The following is a 19,674-nucleotide window of genomic DNA, read 5'->3' on the forward strand; positions in this document are numbered from 1 at the left end:
CCGGCGGCTCGCGGTCGTCGAGGTACTGATCCGCAGCGAGGGCGACGACACCCTGGTCGCCCATGTCACCGGCAGTTACGCACTGCCGTCCTGATTTCCGGTTGCGGACGATCGGCGCTTGACCCGGTGATGCGCACCGCCGAATCTTGCGCGCGAGCCGCGCCCGTCCCGGGCAAGCCCTCCATGGATTCCTCAACAATCCCACGATGAACACCCTTGCAAGCCGCGTTGGCTGGACGGCGCTGTCGATCTTCGGCGCGGCCTGTCTGGCGGTGGTCGCCTTGCGGCGCGGCGAAACCATCAATGCCATGTGGCTGATCGCGGCCAGCAGCTCGGTGTTCGTGCTCAGCTACCGGTTTTACAGCCGCTACCTCGCCGATGTGGCGCTGAAGATCGATCCGAAGCGCGCCACGCCAGCCGTGCTGCGCAACGACGGTCTGGATTACGTGCCGACCGATCGCACCGTGCTGTTCGGCCACCATTTCGCCGCGATTGCCGGCGCCGGGCCGCTGGTCGGACCGGTGCTCGCCGCGCAGATGGGCTATCTGCCCGGCACCTTGTGGATTCTGGTCGGCGTGGTCTTCGCTGGCGCCGTGCAGGACTTCGTCATCCTGTTCCTGTCGACGCGCCGCGATGCCCGCGGCCTCGGCGACATGATCCGCACCGAGCTTGGGCCGGTGGCTGGCGGCGTGGCGATGGGCGGCATCCTGATGATCACCATCATGCTGATCGCCGTGCTGGCGCTGATCGTGGTCAAGGCACTGGCCGAAAGCCCCTGGGGCCTGTTCACGGTGGCGGCGACGATTCCGATCGCGCTGTTCATGGGCGTCTACGCCCGCTATCTGCGGCCGGGCAAGGTCGGTGAAGTGTCGTTGATCGGTGTGGCGATGCTGATCGCCTCGGTACTGCTCGGCGGCCAGGTGGCGGCCGATCCGGCCTGGGCGGCGGCGTTCACCCATGACGGCAAGACCCTGACCTGGATGCTGATCGGCTACGGCTTCGCGGCCTCGGTGCTGCCGGTCTGGCTGCTGCTGGCGCCGCGCGACTACCTGTCCACCTTTCTGAAGATCGGCACCATCGCCGTGCTGGCGGTGGCGATCCTGATCTCCGCCCCCGAACTGAAGATGCCGGCGGTCACCCGCTTCATCGACGGCAGCGGGCCGGTCTGGGCCGGGCCGATGTTCCCGTTCCTGTTCATCACCATCGCCTGCGGTGCAGTCAGCGGTTTCCACGCCATGGTGTCCAGCGGCACCACGCCGAAGATGCTCGCCAGCGAGAGCCACGCCAGGCCGATCGGCTACGGCAGCATGCTGATGGAAGCGGCCGTCGCGGTCATGGCGCTGACTGCCGCCTGCATCCTCGAACCCGGCATCTACTTCGCGATGAACGCACCCGCCGCGGTGCTGGGCACCACCGCGGAATCTGCCGCGACGGCGATCACCAACTGGGGTTTCGTGGTCACCCCGGACCTGCTGACGCAGACCGCGAAGGACATCGGCGAAACCACCATTCTGTCCCGCGCCGGTGGCGCGCCGACGCTGGCCGTCGGCATGGCGCAGATCCTTCATCAGCTGGTGCCGGGGATCGCCTCGATGGCCTTCTGGTACCACTACGCGATCCTGTTCGAAGCGCTGTTCATCCTGACCACGATCGACGCCGGCACCCGCATCGGCCGCTTCATGATCCAGGACTTCATCGGCAGCGTCTACGCGCCGATGAAGAACACCCGCAGCTGGCTGGCCAATGGCGTGGCGACCACGATTTGCGTGTCCGGCTGGGGCTGGTTCCTGTACCAGGGCGTCACCGATCCGCTCGGCGGCATCAACTCGCTGTGGCCGCTGTTCGGCATCGCCAACCAGATGCTCGCCGGCATCGCGCTGATCTTCGCCACCGTGGTGCTGATCAAGATGAAGCGCGAGCGCTACGTCTGGATCGTCGCCGTGCCGATGGTCTGGCTGCTGATCTGCACGCTGACGGCCGGCTGGCTGAAAGTGTTTTCGGCCAACCCGCGCATCGGCTTCCTCGCCCATGCCGACAAGTTCGGCAGCGCGCTCGCCAAGGGCGAACTGCTGGCGCCGGCCAAGTCGATCGGCCAGATGCAGCAGATCGTTCTCAACGATCGCATCGACGCCGGCCTGGCGCTGCTGTTCATGTCGGTGGTGGTGATCGTCTTCGTGCTCGCGGTACGCACCGCAATCGTCAGCTGGCGCAGCCGCGTGCCAACGGCGATCGAAGCGCCTTACGTGTCGATCGACGATGCGCCGGCCGCGGCCTGAAGCGCCTGATGCCGGCCTGATCGCGCGGCTGCATGCCGCGTGGAAGAAGGCGGCCGAGACGGCCAATCTGGCGGTCGGCGTGCCGGACTACGCAACCTATGTCCGGCACCGCGAAACCACGCATCCGGGCGAACCGGTGATGAGCTACGCCGAGTTCTTTCGCGAGCGGCAGGACGCGCGTTATGGGAGTGCGGCGAATCCGCGGTGCTGCTGAGCGTTGCGCCTACAGTGTCGGCGGCGTCTGCCCACGGTGATGCTCGAGAATCCGCCGATACGGTTCCGGGTCCTTGATGTGGACGAGGTCGCCTTCGCGCGGGAAGGTCCAGTCATACAGGCGGGACAGATAGAAGCGGAACGCGGCGGCGCGCAGCACCAGCGGCCAGGCTTTGGTTTCCGTGGCGGTCGGCGGTCGGCAGGCGCGATAGGCGGATAGCAGCGCCGCCGAATGGGCACGGTCCAGGCTGCCATCGGGCTCGGCGCACCAGTCGTTCAGGGTCACGGCCAGGTCGTAGAGCAGGGCGTCGTTGCAGGCGTAGTAGAAGTCGATGACGCCGGTCAGGCGCTCGTCGACGAACAGCACGTTGTCCTTGAACAGGTCGGCGTGGATCACACCCTGCGGCAGCGCGGCGAGATCGAGGCGGGACTGCGCTTCGAGCTCATCGGCGATCAATGCACGGGCATCGTCGGCGACATGCGGCAGCAGGGTTTCGCCGGTCGTGCGGCGCCATTCCACACCACGGGCGTTGAAGCAGGTGCCGGTGTAGCTGGCGGTGAGCTTGTGCAACTCGCCCAGCGCATGTCCCACCGCTGCGCACTGCGCGAGCGACGGAAACAGCACGCTCTGGCCGGTAAGCCTGGCGACCAGCGCCGCCGGCTTGCCGTTCAGCGCCTTCAGGGTCTGGCCATTGTTGTCGGCGACCGGCAATGCGCTCGGATAACCGTGGCGCGCCAGGTGTTCCATCAGGCCGAGGAAGAACGGCAGATCGTCGTAGTTCAGGCGCTCGAACAGGGTCAGCACCCAGCGGCTGCGGCTGGTGTCGACGAAATAATTGGTGTTCTCGATGCCCTCGCCGATGCCGGTGAAGCCGAGCAGCGTGCCCAGATCGTACTGGTGCAGGAAGGCTTCGAGTTCGGCGTGGCTGACTTTGGTGAAGACGGACATGAGCGGCGATGGTCGGGCGGTCGCCGCGCAGTTTACGGAAAGCCGCTGCTAGGCGGAGCCGCGCGGCACCCGTTGTAAACTGCGGCTGTCCCCCGCTGCCGACCGCTAGCCTTGCTGAAGGATCTGCTCCACGTCATCCGGCCGCTCGGCATTCTGCTGATGGCATTTTCGGTGGCTTTCCTGCCGCCGATCGGGGTGTCGCTGTATTTCGACGAAGGCGCGCTGCCGCCGTTCGTGGCCGGTGCCGCGATCAACTTCGCGGTCGGTTTCGTGATGTGGATCGTCGGCCGCTGGCATCGCCGGGAACTGAAATCGCGCGACGGCTTCCTGCTGGTGGCGCTGATCTGGATGCTGATCGCGGCCACGGCCACGGTGCCGATGATCCTCGGGCTCGGCATGTCGTTCACCGATGCCTATTTCGAGACCATGTCCGGCGTCACCACCACCGGCGCCACGGTGATCACCGGCCTCGATCATCTGCCCCATGCCCACAACCTGTGGCGGCACGAGCTGACCTGGCTCGGCGGCCTCGGCATCATCGGCCTGGCGATGGCGGTGCTGCCGCTGCTCGGCGTCGGCGGCATGCAGGTCTACCGCGCCGAAGCCACCGGCCCGATCAAGGATTCCAAGCTGACGCCGCGCTTTGTACAGACCGCGCGCTCGATCTGGCTGATCTACACCGGCCTGACGGTGGCCTGCGTATTCGCGTTCCGGCTAGCCGGCATGAGCTGGTTCGATGCCGTTTGCCACTCGTTCTCGGTGCTGTCGCTCGGCGGCTTTTCGACCCACGACGCCAGCATCGGCTATTTCAATTCGCCGCTGATAGAAGGGATCGCGGCGATTTTCATGCTGCTGGCCGGCATCAACTTCGCCACCCATTTCGTCTGCTGGCGCGCCCGTTCGCTGCAGCCGTATCTGCGCGATGCCGAAATCCGCACGATGCTGCTGCTGGTCGTCATCAGCAGCTTTGGACTGGCCCTGTACGTCTGGCTGCTCGGTTCCTATCCGAGCTACTGGACGGCGCTGCGGCATGCCTTTTTCAACGTCATATCGGTCGGCCTGACCTGCGGCCTGGCGAGTACCGATTTCGGCCAGTGGCCGGTCTTCGCCAGTCTGTGGATGCTGATGCTGTCCTGTGTGCTGAGCGCTGCAGGCTCCACCGGCGGTGGCATCAAGATGATCCGCCTGCTGATCCTGTTCAAGCAGAGCGCGCGCGAGCTGACCAGCCTGGTGCATCCGAGCGCGGTATCGACCTTGAAGGTCGGCGGCCAGGTGATTTCCGATCGCACCGTGCTGTCGGTGTTCGGCTTCATCCATCTGTACACGATCAGCATCGTCAGCTTGACCCTACTGCTGGTCCTGTCCGGCATGGACATGTCGACCTCGTTCAGCGCCGTGCTGGCCTCGATCAACAACACCGGGCCCGGCATCGGCGTGGTCGGTCCTGCAGGCACTTATCAGACGCTGACCGGCTTCCAGACCTGGACCTGCACCGCGGCGATGCTGATCGGCCGTCTCGAAGTGTTCGTGCTCGTCGTGCTGCTGACGCCGACCTTCTGGCGCGAATAGCGCCGGCAGCTGGAGCAGCATTCAGATGAACGTCAGGCCGACCTGAAAGAGCTTCTCGACGTCCTTGGTGCGGCGCTTGTCGACGATGAACAGGATCACGTGATCCTCGGCTTCGATGACCACATCGCGATGGGCAATGATCACCTCGTCGCCGCGAACGATCGCGCCGATCGTGGTGCCCGGCGGCAGCTTGACCTCGTCGAGCCGGCGGCCGACCACCTTCGAATTGTGACGATCGCCATGGGCCACCGCTTCGATCGCTTCCGCAGCGCCGCGGCGCAAGGAATGCACCTTGGCGACATCGCCACGCCGCACATGGGCGAGCAGCGCTGACACCGTGGCCTGCTGCGGCGAGACCGCGATGTCGATCGCGCCGCCTTCGACCAGATCGACGTAAGCCAAGCGGTTGATCAGCGACAGCACCCGCCGCGCGCCGAGCCGCTTGGCCAGCATCGCCGACAGGATATTGGCTTCATCGTCATTGGTGACGGCGCAGAAGACATCGGTGTCCTCGATGTTCTCTTCTTCGAGCAGCGCTTCGTTGGCGGCATCACCGGCCAGCACCACGACGTGGTTCAGCTGTTCGGACAGATAACGGGCACGTTCGCCGTTGCGCTCGATGATCTTCACCTGCAGCTTCTTTTCCAGCGCGCGCGCCAGACGCATGCCGATGTTGCCGCCGCCGGCGAGCATCACCCGCTTCACCGGGCGATCGGCCTTGCGCAGCTCGGCCATGATCTTCGGGATGTGCACCTTGGCGCCGACGAAGAACACTTCGTCATCAGCCTCGATGATCGTCGAACCTTCGGGAATGATCGGCTTGCCACGCCGATAGATCGCCGCCACTCGGGCGTCGACGCCAGCCGGCAGATGCGACGGCAGTTCCTTCAACTCGTTGCCGACCAGCGGCCCACCGTAATAGGCGCGCACGCCGACCAGCTGCACCTTTCCGTCAGCGAAATCGACCACCTGCAACGCACCCGGATACTCGATCAGCCGCAGGATCGCTTCGGTGACCAGCTGCTCGGGGCTGATCCGCATGTCGACGCTCAGTGCGTCGGGCAGGAACAGCCGGTCTTCCTCGTTCAGGTATTCGGCGGCGCGCACCCGGGCGATCTTGGTCGGCGTGTGGAACAGCGTCTGGCTGATCCGGCAGGCGAGCATGTTGGTCTCGTCGCTGTCGGTGACGGCGATGATCATGTCGGCATCGTTGACGCCGGCGCGGCGCAGGGTATCCGGGTGCGAGGCGTGGCCCAGCACGGTGCGGATATCCAGGCGTTCCTGCAGGGCGTTCAGCGCCGCGCGGCTGGCGTCGACGACGGTGATGTCGTTCGCTTCACGGGCCAGATTCTCGGCCAGCGTCGAACCGACCTGACCGGCACCCAGGATCACGATCTTCATGCCAGGTCAGAGATCATGTTCGGGTTGGACTGTTCACGGCCGGCAAGTTAACCCCGCTTGTTGCACTGCGCAACCGAACGGCGACCGGGCAAAGTGCAGCAATCGCAGGCCACGTTGCGTGGGCGTTACAGTAAAGCGGCGCAACTCGCGCCTGTCCTGTCGGAGCCTGCCGTGATCTACGAACTGCGCCATTTCGAGTACGGCGAATATCGCCTGTCCTACGAGGTTCATGGCGCCGGTCCGCAGACCGTGGTGCTGCTGCACGGCTTGCTGCTCGATGCTCACGTCAATCGCGATCTCGGCTGTGCGCTGGCGGATGCCGGCTTCCGGGTCGCGCTGCTCGATCTGCTCGGTCACGGCCGCAGCGACCGGCCGCACGATCCGACCCTGCATCGCTTCGATCTCTACGCCAAGCAGGTCATCGCCCTGCTCGATCATCTGCAGGTGCGCCAGGCGGTGATCGGTGGCTTGTCGCTCGGCGCCGATGTCAGCCTGCACGTCGCCGCGCTGGCGCCGAACCGGGTGCGCGCGCTGTTCATCGAGATGCCGGTGATGGAATGGGCAACGCCGTCGGCGGCGATCCTGTTCGCACCGCTGCTGCTCACCGTGCGCCGTGCCAAGCCGGTGGTAAGGCTATGGGCGAAGTTCTGGCGGGCGCTGCCAAGGCCGAAGAACAACACCGGCATCAGCATCATGAACCTGCTGTCGATGGCGCCGGAAGAAATCGGCGCGGTGCTGCACGGCATCCTCGTTGGCCCGGTGGTGCCCGAGATCGCCGCTCGCCGCGCGATGACCATGCCGACCTTGATCATCGGCCACACCGGCGATTTCCTGCACCCGTTCGACGATGCCGCAGCACTCGCCCGGCAGCTGCCGAACGCCAGGTTCATCGAAGCCCGATCGATCCTCGAACTGCGCACCAAGCCGGAACGGATGCTGCCGCAGATCGTCCAGTTCTTTACCGAGAACGGCATGCAGCGGAGAATCGTGTCGAGGGCGGAATCCGGCACCTGATCAGGCCGCCGCCGAGCGTGTCCGCGCCACCGCTGCCAGCCAGCCGGCGTACAGCGCGTCGGCCCGCTTGGCGTCCATCTGCGGCTCGAAGCGGGCATCGCCGCGCCAGAGTGCTGCGATCTCGTCCAGCGATTCGTAGACCCCGGAAGTAAGGCCGGCGAGCAGGGCGGCGCCGAGCGCCGTGGTTTCCACCGTCTGCGGACGGACCACGGTGACCCGGACGATGTCGGCCAGGAACTGCATCAGCCAGTCGTTGACCGCCATGCCGCCGTCGACGCGCAGTTCGGTCGGCGCGATCGCGTCCTTGGCCATCGCATCGAGCAGATCGCGGGTCTGGTAGCAGACCGATTCCAGTGCGGCGCGAACGATGTGGGCGATGCCGGAATCGCGAGTCAGGCCGAGGATCGCGCCGCGCGCGCGTGGGTCCCAGTACGGCGCGCCGAGGCCGGTGAACGCCGGCACCAGATAGACGCCTTGGGTGTCCGGGATGGTCTTCGCCAGCGCTTCGGTCTCGGCCGCGGAGCCGATCAGGTGCACGGCGTCGCGCAGCCATTGCACGGCGGCACCGGCAACGAAGATCGAACCTTCCAGCGCGTGTGTGGTTTCGCCGTTCAGCCGATAAGCGACGGTGCTCAGCAAACGGTGTTCGGACTGCACCGCCTGGCCGCCGGTGTTCAGCACCACGAAGCAGCCGGTGCCGTAGGTGCTCTTGATCATGCCCGGCTGGAAGCAGGCCTGGCCGACGGTCGCCGCCTGCTGATCGCCGACCAGCGCGCCGATGGTCACTGCGCTGCCCAGCAGTTCGGCGTCGGTCTGGCCGTAATCGGCGGCCGAATCGCGGACTTCGGGGAGCAGCGAGCGCGGCAGCTTGAAGAAGGCCAGCAGCTGGTCGTCCCAGTCTGCGGTGTGCAGGTTGTAGAGCAGGGTGCGCGAAGCGTTGGTGGCGTCGGTGGCGTGCACCTTGCCGCCGGTGAGCTTCCAGAGCAGCCAGCAGTCGATGGTGCCGAAGGCCAGCTCGCCGGCATCGGCACGGGCGCGGGCGCCGTCGACGTGGTCGAGCATCCAGGCGATCTTGGTTGCCGAGAAATACGGATCGAGCAGCAGGCCGGTGCTGATATTCAGCTTCTGCTCGAGGAAGGCCGCGCTGTTCTCGTCGCAGAAGTTGGCGGTGCGGCGGTCCTGCCAGACGATCGCCGGATGGATCGGCTCGCCGGTCTTGCGATCCCAGACCACCGTGGTTTCGCGCTGGTTGGTGATGCCGATCGCGGCGAGATCGCTGGCCTGCAGCCCGGCCTCGGCGAGCGCGCCCTTGGCGCAGGCCAGGGTATCGGTCCAGATGCGCGCCGCATCGTGTTCCACCCAGCCGGAATCCGGGAACGACTGCGGCAGCTCGCACTGCGACACGCCGAGCTTGTTGCCGAGCCGATCGAAAACGATCGCTCGCGTGCTGGTGGTGCCCTGGTCGATGGCGAGCAGCGCGGTCTTCGATCTGGATTCGGTCATGGCGTTCGGGACGGGTTGTCTTGGGGTTATTCGTGGCGAACCGGGAAAGTACCGATCGGCGCCGATGGTTGCCAGCGGCAGCGCATGCCGCAAACGAAAGCGGCGCCCTGAAACCTCCGGGGCGCCGCTTTCGATACAGCCTGCCGAACTTCAAACCGCCTTGATCGCAGGCCCCGAAGTCAGCACCGGGCCGGTCGGCTGGCCGGTCGGCGAACCACCGACGGGTTCGAGGCTGACCGCCAGGGTCAGCTGATCGCCCTTGATGCCGGCCGGCATCTTCATCGTGCCGCTGCCGGTGGTCGGCAGCAGGCCGAGCGACACCGGGCCGGCGTCGGTGATCAACCACAGCTCCAGGCTGTGCTGACCGAGCGCCGGATACTCGCCGCTGGCCACCGCCTTCACTTCATCGGCTTCCGGGCGGACGCTGAGCGTCCACTGCATCGTCGATTCCGGCAGCTTCAGCAGCGATACGTAGACCGTCGACGCGACTTGCGTCGGCTCCGGCGTGGCGGGTGCGGCCGCAACCGGTACGGGAGCCGTTCCCGGCAGCGGCACGCGGGTGCCGATCAGCACCGCGACGACCACCGCCGCAGCGGTGGCGAGGCCGGCGAAGATGCGCCACAGCGGCGCCGGTGGCGGGCTGTCGTTGGCGGCACGTGTTGGCGTCTTGCTCGGCGCCGGGGCCGGCTTGCGGATCGGCGTCACGGTGCTCGGCCGTTCGGGGCCGATCTGCCGTTCGAGGTTCTGCCAGATCGCCGGCGGCGGCGTCTGCGGTGCGAGGTTGGCGGCGAGACCGGCGAGGCGCGTTTCCCAGAAACGGATTTCGGCGCGGGTGGCGGCATCGGCGCTTGCGAGGCGCTCGAAACGGCGGCGTGCGCGACCGCGCAGCGTGCCGAGCACGTACTCGGCAGCGAGCATCTGGCGCAGCTTGGCGTTGTCGTACTTCATGGCTTGCCGTTGCTCACCGATCCAGACATTCACGAAGGCGCGACAGACCGCGGCGCACCCAGCTCTTCACCGTACCCAGTGGCGCGTTCATCTGCCGCGCCAGTTCCTGATGCGTATAGCCCTCGTAGTAAGCCAGCAGCACGCTGCGCTTCTGTTCGTCCTGCAGGTCCTTCATGCATTCGTGCAACTTGCCCATTCCTTCCCGCTCCACGGCCCCGTCCTCGGGACTTTGTCCAAGATCGGCGAAGGTCATCGGGGCTTCTTCACCTTCCTCCGGCATCTCGACTTCCGGCCGCTTCATGCGCAGCAGGTCCAGTGCGCGATAACGCGCGACGGTCAGCAGCCAGGTCAACGGCGCGCCCTTCTCGGGTGCGTAGGTGTCGGCTTTCTGCCAAACCCGCAAGAAACAATCCTGCAAGGCTTCATCGGCCCAATCCCGACGTTTCAACATACGCAGCAGCAAGGCGTACAGATGCGAGCTGCAGGCTTGGTAGAGCTGCGCAAAGGCGCGCTGGTTGCCGGCGCCGGTTTCCGCGAGCAGGCGGATCAGGCGTTCTGGATCGGCGTTGGCGGAACTCATCAGACGTCGGACCTGAAGAATCGGGGGGCTGTCATACCCGAGCATAACAAGCCCGTGCGCCGTTCTGGCGCAACGGGTGACGCGCTGGTGCAGCGTCCCGAAACCATCGCCAAGCCCGGGCTCAGGCTGGACGCGATGGCCGGCGACTATAATCCTGCTTCCCCAGCTTGCGAGACTGCCGTGGTCCCCAGTGCTTATCCCGCTACTCGTCCGCGCCGCCTGCGTGCCGCTGCGTTTTCCCGCGAGCTGAGCCGCGAAACGCGTCTGGCCGCCGGCCAGCTGATCCAGCCTCTGTTCGTCGCCGAAGGCGATCTGCGCGGCCCGATCACCTCGATGCCGGGCCAGGTGCGCCGCAATCTCGACGAGCTGGTCGCCGAATGCCGCGAGCTGGCTGCGCTCGGCATCAGCGCCGTGGCGATGTTCCCGGTGATTCCGCCGGCGCTGAAGAATGAGTTCGGCAGCGAATCACTGAACCCGGACGGCCTGATCCCGCGCGCCATCGCCCGCGTCAAGGAAGCCTGCCCGGGCCTCGGCGTGATCGTCGACATCGCGCTCGACCCGTACACCAGCCACGGCCACGACGGCATCCTCGACGAAGCCGGTTACGTCGCCAACGACATCACCTTGGAAGCGCTGCGCAAGCAGGCCGTGGTGCTGGCTCGTGCCGGTGCCGACGTGCTGGCGCCGAGCGACATGATGGACGGCCGGGTCGGCGCCATTCGCTCAGTGCTGGAGCGCGACATGCGCCACAACACGATGATCCTCAGCTACGCCGCCAAGTACGCGAGCGCCTTCTACGGCCCGTTCCGCGATGCCGTCGGCACCGCCACGGCGCTGAAGGGCGACAAGCGCACCTACCAGATGGACCCGGCGAACGGCGACGAAGCGCTGCGTGAAGTCGGCCTGGACATCGCCGAAGGCGCGGACATCGTCATGGTCAAGCCGGGCATGCCGTATCTCGACATCATCCGCCGCATCAAGGATGAGTTCGGCGTGCCGGTGGCCGCGTATCAGGTCAGCGGCGAGTACGCGATGCTCAAGGCCGCCGCCCAGAACGGCTGGCTCGATGAAAAGAAGGTGGTGATGGAATCCCTGCTCTGCTTCCGCCGTGCCGGTGCCGACATGGTGCTGAGCTATTTCTCGAAGCAGGCGGCACAGTGGCTGAAGGACGCTTGATGTCCAACGTCGATCGTGAAGTCAGCCGTTACGGGGTGCTCGGCCAGCCGGTCGCGCACTCGAAGTCGCCGCGCATCCACGCCGCGTTCGCCGCAAGCCTGGGCCAGAAGCTGCTGTACGAGGCTTACGAAATCGCCCCGGATGAGCTTGGTCCTTCGCTGAGCCGTTTCCACGGTGAAGGCTGGCAGGGTTTCAACCTGACCCTGCCGCACAAGACCGCCGCCGTGAGCCTGTGCGAAAGCCGGACTGACGCCGCCGAGCAGGCCGGTGCGGTCAATACGCTGATTCGCACCGCGACCGGCTGGCAGGGCGACAACACCGACGGCGCCGGTCTGGTCCGCGATCTGGTCGTCAACCTCGGCGTCGTGGTCAAGGGCAAGCGCGTGCTGGTGCTCGGTGCCGGCGGTGCCGCGCGCGGCATCCTCGCGCCGCTGCTCGCCGAAGCGCCGTCGATCCTGGCGATCTCCAACCGCAATCCCTGGAAGCCGGAAGAGATCGCCGCGGCGATGAAGCTGCTCGGCAACATCGTGCCGCGCACTCATCTGTCGCTGAAGGGTGACCAGTTCGATGTCGTGCTGAACGCCACCAGCGCCGGCCATCAAGGCTCGGTGCCGCGTCTGCCGCCGGGCCTGTTCGCGCCGGGCGCCATCGCCTACGACCTGAACTACGGGCCTGCCTCCGAGCCGTTCCTGGCCTGGGCGAAGGCAGAAGGCGCAGCGAAACGGTCCGACGGCCTCGGCATGCTCGTCGAACAGGCGGCGGAAGCGTTTCAGCGCTGGCGTGGGATCAGGCCGGAGACGGCGGCGGTGCTGGCTGATCTGCGCGCCGGCTGATTCGGCTGCCGGGCTTTCACTGCCCGGGCGAGGCCCGATCTACGCCGCCAGATCGAACAGCAGCAGCTCGGAATCCGCGCTCGCGGTCAGCGCCAGCGCGGCTTCTCCGGCGATCAGCGCAGCGTCGCCCGAAGCCAGAAGCTGATCGCCGAGCTGAACCGAACCACGCGCCACATGCAGATAGTGCTGACGGCCGGCCGGCAGGGTCGTCTCGATGCGCTGCCCGGCCACCGGCCAGGCGATCGACAGGCGGGCATCCTGCAGCAGCCGGAACGGTGCGCCTTCGGTCTCCGGGGCCGCAACGAGCGAGAAGCCGCGACGCAACGCGTCGACATCGAGCGCCTTCTGCTGATAGCCAGGGGTTGCCCCGCGGCTGTCCGGCACCACCCAGATCTGCAGGAAATGCGCCGGCTCGGTGCCGCTGGCGTTCATCTCGCTGTGGGCGATGCCGCGGCCGGCGGTCATCACCTGCATCTCGCCCGGCTTCAGCACCGTGCTGCCGCCGGTGGAATCCTTGTGGCGCAGGCCGCCTTCGAGCACGTAGGTGATGATCTCCATGTCGCTGTGCGAATGCGGCGGGAAGCCGGCGCCGCCGACCACGCGATCGTCGTTGATCACTCGCAGCGCGCCGATGCCCATGTAGTGCGCGTCATGCCAGCTGCCGAACGAGAACGTGTGGTAGCTGTCGAGCCAGCCGTGTTCGGCGTGGCCGCGGCTATCGGCCGGGCGGAGAGTGATCATCGAGGCTCCTCATCCTGTGGATTTCACTTATTTGCCGGCGACTATAGAGCCGCGCCGCAGGCGGTCAATGCCTCGCCAGGAATCTCGCTGCGGCCGGGCACTGCCGAAGCCGTAAACTAGCGCGTCATTCGCCTCCCTCCTTTTGCCTTGCTCACCGATCCCCAGCGCGCGGCCGGCCATCCCTTCCGCATCCGCTACGCCGCCCGGGCCGCGCTGCAGGACGAGCCCTTGCTCGCCGCGTTTGCGATCGGCAATGGTCCCGCCGATGCGGCGGCTCTGCGCCTGCCGCTGCCGATCCACGAAGGTGGCCTCTGCCAGGAACTCTGGCAGGGATCCGGCCCGGTCACTCGCCGTGAGGCTTACGGTGCCCAGATCGCCGAGGACGGCCAGTTGCTGGCGGCGAGCTGGACGCTCGACGAAGCCGAACACGGCGGCATCGAAGCGGCGGCCGAAGCCGTTTACCGGCGGATCGCCGAGCTGAGCGCCGACAGCGGCTATCCGCATCTGGTCAAGGTCTGGCATTACCTCGGCGCGATCAACGAAACCCCAGACGATGGCGGCCGCGATGACGAGCGCTATCGCCGCTTCTGCGTCGGCCGCGCGAAAGCGCTGGCGCCGGGACAGCCGCTGCCGGCGGCGACGGCGGTCGGCATCCAGGCCCGGCCGCACGAGCTGATCGTGTTCCTGCTGGCGGCCAAGGTCGAAGGCATCCGCATCGAGAATCCGCGCCAGGTACCGGCCTTCGAATATCCACGCGCCTATGGCCCGGTCAGCCCGAGTTTTTCACGGGCGATGCTGATGCCCTGGGGGCAGTTGTTCGTCTCCGGCACGGCGGCGGTGGTCGGCCACGCGAGCTGCCATCCGGAAAACACCGGCGCGCAGCTGCGCGAGCTGGTGCTCAATCTCGATGCGCTTGTCGCCCGCGCCGAAAGCCTCGGCGGCCAGCGGCTGGTGCCGGCAGCGCTGAAGATCTATGTGCGCCATCGCGACGATCTGCTCGAAGTCGAAGCCCTGGCCGCGCGCCTGTTCCCGATCGACTGCCCGCGCCTGACCGTGCTGGCCGACATCAGCCGCGCCGATCTCCGCGTGGAAGTGGAAGCGCTGTACGAACCGCTACGCGCCAAGGCGGCGCCATGAGGCTGATCTTCGCCGGCACGCCGGAGTTCGCGGTGCCGGCACTCGACGCGCTGCACGCCGCTGGGCACGAAATCCTCGCCGTGCTGACCCAGCCGGATCGCCCCGCCGGCCGCGGCCAGAAGCTCACGGCATCGCCGGTCGCGGCACGTGCCGAAGTACTTGGTTTGCCGGTGCACAAGTTCCTCAAGCTCGATCCCGATGCCCGCGCCGTGCTCGCGGCGCTCGAACCCGAGATCATGGTCGTCGTCGCCTATGGCCTGATCCTGCCGCAGGCCGCGCTCGACATCCCCCAACACGGCTGCCTGAACATCCACGCCAGCCTGTTGCCACGCTGGCGCGGTGCGGCGCCGATCGCCCGCGCCGTCGAAGCCGGCGATGCCGAAACCGGCGTCACCATCATGCAGATGGAAGCCGGCCTCGATACCGGGCCGATGCTGCTGATCGAAAAGAGCGCCATCGATGCGACGACCACCGCCGCCAGCCTGCATGATCAGCTGTGCGTGATCGGCGGCCGGCTGATCGTCGACGCCCTGGCCCGCATCGAAGCCGGCAATCTCCCCGCTTTGGCGCAGCCCGCCGAAGGCGTCACCTACGCGAAAAAACTCAGCAAGGAAGAAGCGCGCATCGACTGGACCCAACCTGCAGAAGTCATCGCCCGCCGCGTTCGCGCGTTCAATCCGGCGCCGGTCGCCTGGTGCGAGCTCGGTTCGAATGGGGCCGCCGAACGCATCCGCTTCTGGAACGCCCGCGCGCTGGCGGTTTCGTCCGCCGCCGTCGAGCCCGGTACCGTCCTCGAAGTCGACAGCCACGGCCTGCACCTCGCGACCGTCGACGGCGTGCTGGTGATCACCGAACTGCAGAAGCCCGGCGGCAAGGCACTGCCGGCCAACCTCGTCTGTCGTGACTGGAAGCTGGCCGGGCAGCGTTTCTCGTGAACATCCCTAAGCAACCGCCGCTCACCAACGTCCGCGCAGCGGCTGCGAAAGCGGTGGCCGCTGTGCTCGGTGGCCGCAATCTCGATGACGCCATCGCCGCAGTCAGCCCGGCGCTGTCAGTCGCGGACCTGTCGCTGCTGAAAGCGATTGCCTATGGCGTGGTCCGCGAGTGGAGCGCGCTGGATTGGCGTGTCAATCAATTGCTCGAAAAGCCGCTGCGCAACGAGTCGCTGGTTGCGGCCCTGCTGGCCTGCGGTGTCTATCAGCTGCGCTCGATGCGGGTGCCGCCGCATGCCGCGGTCGGTGAAACCGTGGCCGCCGCCGAACTGCTCGGCAAGCCCTGGGCAAAAGGCCTGACCAATGCGCTGCTGCGCCGCTATCAGCGCGAGGCGAACGAGATCGAGGCGCGGATGCCGCCGGACGCGGAGATTCGCCAGTCCTGTCCCGAATGGCTGGTGCGGCAGATCAAGCGCGACTGGCCGGCGAGCTGGCGCAGCGTGCTGGCTGCCGGCAACACTCAGGCGCCGATGACTTTGCGGGTCAATCGCCGCCGCATCGATCGCGATGCCTTCGTTGCCGAACTCGATGCCGCTGGCATCGGCTACAGCGTGCCGCGTACTGCGCCGGACGCCGTGATCCTCAACGAGGCGATGGCAGTCGAGCGGATTCCCGGCTTCGCCGAGGGCCGTGTCTCGGTGCAGGACCTGAGCGCCCAGCTTGCGGCCGAGCTGCTCGGCGCCGAATCCGGCATGCGGGTACTCGATGCCTGCGCCGCGCCCGGTGGCAAGACCGCGCATCTCATCGAGCGCACCGAAGGCCTCGACGTGATCGCCGTCGAATCCGAAGCCGCGCGCCTGGGCCGTATCCGCGACACGCTGGGCCGCCTCGGTCATGACGCGATGCTGGTCCACGCCGATGCCGGCGAACCCGCGAGCTGGTGGAAGGGCAAGAAGTTCGACCGCATCCTGATCGACGCGCCCTGCTCCGGCACCGGCGTGATCCGCCGCCACCCGGACATCAAATGGCTGCGCCGCGAGAGCGACATCCCGGCGATGGCGGCTCAGCAGCTGCGGCTGCTGAAAGCGCTGTGGCCGCTGCTGAAGCCGCAGGGCGTGCTGGTCTACGCGACCTGTTCGATCCTGAAAGCCGAAGGCGAGGACGTGGCGCGCGCGTTCATGGCCGAGCAGTCCGAGGCGGTCGAGCAGGTCATCGAACCCTCGCCGTACGCGATGTGGGGCGAGGACTGCGGGCTCGGCCGGCGCATCGAACCGGGTGGTGATTTCGACGGCTTCTACTACCTGCGCCTGATCAAGGTGCCCTGAAACAACGGGGCTAGTCACTCAGTGCCCGTACAATCGCGGCCCTATCCCCGTTTCGAGCCGTGCTTCCATGTTGATCAGCTTCAAGAATGTGAACCTGAATCTGGGCAACACCGTGTTGCTGGATCAGGTCAATTTCACCTTGGAGCCGGGTGAGCGGCTGTGTCTGGTCGGCCGCAACGGCACCGGCAAGTCGACCCTGATGAAGGTGCTGACCGGCGAAGTCGCGATCGATTCCGGCGAGCTGGTGCGTTCGCAGGGGCTGCGTATCACCGAACTGCCGCAGGACGTGCCGGCCGGCATTGAAGGCTCGGTGTTCGAAGTGGTCGCCGATGGTCTCGGCAAGGCGGGCCGGCTGGTGGCGCAATACCACCACCTGCTGATCCATGAGCCGGACAACATGGACAAGCTCGGCAAGGTGCAGACCGCGCTCGAAGCGCTCGATGGCTGGACCATCGACAGCAAGGTGCAGGCGATGTGCGAGCGCCTGCAACTGCCGCCGGATACCGAGTTCTCGGACCTGTCGGGCGGATTGAAGCGCCGTGCGTTGCTGGCTCGCGCGCTGGTCGCCGAGCCGGACATCCTGCTGCTCGATGAACCGACCAACCATCTCGACATCGATTCGATCACCTGGCTGGAGGAATTCCTCGCCACCTGGCCGGGCACCCTGCTGTTCATCACCCATGACCGCGCCTTCCTGCGCCGGCTGGCGACACGGATCATCGAGCTGGATCGCGGCATCCTGCGCAGCTGGCCCGGCACCTATGACGAATATCTGGTGCGCAAGGAAGAATCGCTGCGCATCGAGGAACAGAGCAACGCGCTGTTCGACAAGCGTCTGGCCCAGGAAGAGGTGTGGATCCGCAAGGGCATCAAGGCCCGGCGCGTGCGCGACCAGGGCCGCGTCGAACGCCTGAAGAAACTGCGCAACGAATACGCCGCGCGGCGCGAGCTGTCCGGCGAAGCCAAGCTGGTGCTTCAGGAAGCGGAGAAGTCCGGCAAGCTGGTGGCCGAGGCGAAAGGCATCAGCTTTTCGCGCGGCGACAGGATCATCGTCAAGAACTTTTCGACGACGGTCATCCGCGGCGACAAGATCGGCATCATCGGCCCGAACGGTGCCGGCAAGACCACCTTGCTGAACCTGCTGCTGGCCAAGCTGGAACCGGACAGCGGCACGGTGCGCAACGGCTCCAAGCTCGAAGTGGCCTACTTCGACCAGCTGCGCGCGCAGCTGGATGACTCCAAGCCGGTGTTCGAGAACATCGGCGGCGGCAAGGATTTCGTCACCATCGACGGCAAGCAGCTGCACGTCATGAGCTACCTGCAGCAGTTCCTGTTCACGCCGGATCGCGCGCGTTCGCCGGTGAAAGCACTCAGCGGCGGTGAGCGTGCACGTCTGCTGCTGGCGCGGCTGTTCGCCGAGCCGTCGAACCTGCTGGTGCTCGATGAACCGACCAACGATCTCGACGTTGAAACGCTCGACCTGCTCGAAGAACTGCTGATCGACTATCAGGGCACCGTGCTGATGGTCAGCCATGACCGCGCCTTCCTGAACAACGTCGTCACCCGCACGTTCGTCTACGAAGGCGGCGGCCGGATCGGCGAATACGTGGGCGGCTATGAAGACTGGCTGCGCCAGCGCAAGGACGTGTCGTTCACCGCGGTGCGCCCGGAGCCGAAGAAGGTCGAGGCCGTGAAGGTGGAAGTGGCGAAGCCGGTTGCCGCCGCCGCGCCGGCGCTGAACTCGAAGGAGAAGCGCGAGCTGGACAGTCTGCCCAAGCAGATCGAAAAACTCGAAATCGAACAGCGTGAACTCGGTCTGAAGCTCAGCGATCCGAAGTTCTTCCAGACCCAGCGCGAACAGGCGCTGGCGACCCAGGCACGGCTGGCGATCATCGACCAGGATCTGGTCAAGGCCTATGCGCGCTGGGAGCAACTGGAGGCGCTGCGCGGCTGACGGAGTCCGGCGGGCATCTGTTGTAGGCTCTCGACGTTCTCGACTTTTTGAGGCTATCGATGACTGCAAGTATCGCCCGGGTTTCCCGCATCGTCGCTGCTGCCGTGGTGCTTGCGGCGTTGCCGTGCCTGCCGTCGCGCGCCGATCAGTTCCAGCCTTCGGGCGAAGTGCGCGGCTATCCCTCCGGCGCCATCGTCAGCGGCGCCCTCGGCAAATCCTTCGGCGACAACTGGTATGGCGCGCTGCACGGCGCCTGGAACTTTGTCGATCGCGGCAACAACGGCAAGTTCGACAACGAGGAAGGCGGCGGCTTCGGTATCGGCGGCACCGTCGACAAGTACTTCGAACCGCGCCAGAACGGCTGGTTTCTCGGCGCCCGCGCCGAGCTGTTCTTTCTCAATATCGACTACCGCGATCCCGGCGTCCGCGGTTCCAGCGACATCACCGTGTTCCAGCCCACCGCCCGCGCCGGCTACGGCTGGACTTTCGGCGACGGCCATTACGGCCTGACGGCGGCGCTGAGCCTGGGTGCCGAGATCAACGTCGACACCGCAGGCGCCGACGTCGGCGAAGGCGCGATCGTGCTCGGCGGTCTCGCGTTCACTTTCAAGCCCTGATTCCGTGGCGCTTGAGGAGGCACCGAATCGCCTGAGCGTCGTGCGCCTCGTCGAGACGCAACCGCGCCGCTGGGCAACGGCGGTATCGCTGCTGCTGCACGCGCTGCTGGTGCTGCTGGCGATCACCACCCTGCGCTCGACGCAACGCGGCTCGCCGGCCACCAATCTGCCGAAGGCGATCCAGATCACTCTCGCACCGCCGGCGCCACCCGCGCCACCGGTGGTGAAGCCGCCACCGCCGACGCCGATTCCGCCGCCGAAGGAAATACCGAAGCCGGAGCCGACCCCGACGCCGGTCCCGGTGCCCAAGCCGATTCCGAAGCCGCAGCCATCGCCGGCCAAGCCGGCCGGTGCCTCGACGCAGACGCCGACCAAGGCGCCGCCGGTGGTGCCGGAAGAAACGCCGGAAGAGTCGATGGTCGGCCGCTTCCACGACAACTGGCTGGAACCGGCGCGGGCGCCGCGGAACTTCCTGTGCCGGATCAAGATCGATTACACGGTGGGCG

At 66.6% G+C, this 19,674-nt stretch carries 17 protein-coding genes and 1 pseudogene; 12 read left to right on the forward strand and 6 right to left on the reverse strand.

All coding sequences use genetic code 11. The features are described 5' to 3' along the window. Positions 1-206: 206 nt before the first annotated feature. Both Q0D45_RS03675 and Q0D45_RS03680 read left to right on the forward strand, forming a co-directional pair. Positions 207-2,276, forward strand: coding sequence for a carbon starvation CstA family protein (locus Q0D45_RS03675; protein ID WP_366946334.1), 2,070 nt, complete (start codon positions 207-209; stop codon positions 2,274-2,276). After that, the gene (locus tag Q0D45_RS03680) at positions 2,257-2,490 is read left to right on the forward strand and encodes a CstA-like transporter-associated (seleno)protein (protein WP_293388693.1); all 234 of its coding nucleotides are present in this window, start codon (positions 2,257-2,259) and stop codon (positions 2,488-2,490) included. Before Q0D45_RS03675 ends, Q0D45_RS03680 begins: the two co-directional genes overlap by 20 nt. Positions 2,491-2,499: 9 nt before the next feature. Here the strand turns inward: Q0D45_RS03680 and Q0D45_RS03685 are convergent, their stop codons facing one another. Then, positions 2,500-3,438, reverse strand: coding sequence for a homoserine kinase (locus Q0D45_RS03685; RefSeq protein ID WP_293388697.1), 939 nt, complete (start codon positions 3,436-3,438; stop codon positions 2,500-2,502). Between the two features lie 114 nt (positions 3,439-3,552). On the opposite strand from Q0D45_RS03685, the gene Q0D45_RS03690 reads away from it, so the two are divergent. Continuing rightward, a complete protein-coding gene (locus Q0D45_RS03690; RefSeq protein WP_366946336.1) occupies positions 3,553-5,007 on the forward strand; it encodes a potassium transporter TrkG in 1,455 nt (484 codons plus the stop codon). A gap of 21 nt (positions 5,008-5,028) precedes the next feature. Here the strand turns inward: Q0D45_RS03690 and trkA are convergent, their stop codons facing one another. Then, entirely contained in the window at positions 5,029-6,408 is a 1,380-nt protein-coding gene (gene trkA / locus Q0D45_RS03695; protein ID WP_293388702.1) for a Trk system potassium transporter TrkA, read from the reverse strand. Between the two features lie 171 nt (positions 6,409-6,579). On the opposite strand from trkA, the gene Q0D45_RS03700 reads away from it, so the two are divergent. Beyond that, positions 6,580-7,422 (forward strand): alpha/beta hydrolase, encoded by an 843-nt coding sequence (locus Q0D45_RS03700; protein ID WP_293388705.1) that lies wholly within the window; start codon positions 6,580-6,582, stop codon positions 7,420-7,422. Here the strand turns inward: Q0D45_RS03700 and glpK are convergent, their stop codons facing one another. From glpK to Q0D45_RS03715, 3 genes are all read right to left on the reverse strand, one after another. Next, entirely contained in the window at positions 7,423-8,925 is a 1,503-nt protein-coding gene (gene glpK / locus Q0D45_RS03705) for a glycerol kinase GlpK (protein WP_293388707.1), read from the reverse strand. Positions 8,926-9,075: 150 nt separating this feature from the next. After that, positions 9,076-9,873, reverse strand: a complete 798-nt coding sequence (locus Q0D45_RS03710; protein ID WP_293388710.1) for an anti-sigma factor — start codon at positions 9,871-9,873, stop codon at positions 9,076-9,078. Between the two features lie 13 nt (positions 9,874-9,886). After that, a complete protein-coding gene (locus tag Q0D45_RS03715; RefSeq protein ID WP_293388712.1) occupies positions 9,887-10,453 on the reverse strand; it encodes a sigma-70 family RNA polymerase sigma factor in 567 nt (188 codons plus the stop codon). 135 nt (positions 10,454-10,588) lie between these two features. Here Q0D45_RS03715 and hemB point away from each other — a divergent pair, with 135 nt between their 5' ends. Both hemB and aroE read left to right on the forward strand, forming a co-directional pair. Further along, positions 10,589-11,629, forward strand: a complete 1,041-nt coding sequence (gene hemB, locus Q0D45_RS03720) for a porphobilinogen synthase (protein ID WP_366946337.1) — start codon at positions 10,589-10,591, stop codon at positions 11,627-11,629. Next, a complete protein-coding gene (gene aroE, locus Q0D45_RS03725; RefSeq protein ID WP_293388717.1) occupies positions 11,629-12,462 on the forward strand; it encodes a shikimate dehydrogenase in 834 nt (277 codons plus the stop codon). The genes hemB and aroE overlap by 1 nt, the downstream gene beginning before the upstream one ends. A gap of 39 nt (positions 12,463-12,501) precedes the next feature. Here the strand turns inward: aroE and Q0D45_RS03730 are convergent, their stop codons facing one another. Further along, a complete protein-coding gene (locus Q0D45_RS03730; RefSeq protein ID WP_293388719.1) occupies positions 12,502-13,203 on the reverse strand; it encodes a pirin family protein in 702 nt (233 codons plus the stop codon). A 147-nt stretch (positions 13,204-13,350) separates the two neighbouring features. Here Q0D45_RS03730 and Q0D45_RS03735 point away from each other — a divergent pair, with 147 nt between their 5' ends. From Q0D45_RS03735 to Q0D45_RS03760, 6 genes and pseudogenes are all read left to right on the forward strand, one after another. Continuing rightward, on the forward strand, positions 13,351-14,340 hold the full coding sequence (locus Q0D45_RS03735; RefSeq protein ID WP_293388721.1) for a hypothetical protein: 990 nt from the start codon (positions 13,351-13,353) through the stop codon (positions 14,338-14,340). Beyond that, positions 14,337-15,275, forward strand: coding sequence for a methionyl-tRNA formyltransferase (fmt, locus tag Q0D45_RS03740; protein ID WP_293388724.1), 939 nt, complete (start codon positions 14,337-14,339; stop codon positions 15,273-15,275). Before Q0D45_RS03735 ends, fmt begins: the two co-directional genes overlap by 4 nt. After that, positions 15,272-16,597 (forward strand): 16S rRNA (cytosine(967)-C(5))-methyltransferase RsmB, encoded by a 1,326-nt coding sequence (gene rsmB / locus Q0D45_RS03745; protein ID WP_293388726.1) that lies wholly within the window; start codon positions 15,272-15,274, stop codon positions 16,595-16,597. Before fmt ends, rsmB begins: the two co-directional genes overlap by 4 nt. A 67-nt stretch (positions 16,598-16,664) precedes the next feature. Then, entirely contained in the window at positions 16,665-18,551 is a 1,887-nt protein-coding gene (locus tag Q0D45_RS03750; protein WP_293388728.1) for an ATP-binding cassette domain-containing protein, read from the forward strand. A 59-nt stretch (positions 18,552-18,610) separates the two neighbouring features. Continuing rightward, a complete protein-coding gene (locus Q0D45_RS03755; protein ID WP_293388731.1) occupies positions 18,611-19,168 on the forward strand; it encodes a hypothetical protein in 558 nt (185 codons plus the stop codon). 4 nt (positions 19,169-19,172) lie between these two features. Continuing rightward, positions 19,173-19,674: pseudogene (locus Q0D45_RS03760) on the forward strand (hypothetical protein); the annotation flags it as partial.

The organism is Nevskia sp. (assembly GCF_023266035.1).
Classification (GTDB): Bacteria; Pseudomonadota; Gammaproteobacteria; order Nevskiales; family Nevskiaceae; genus Nevskia.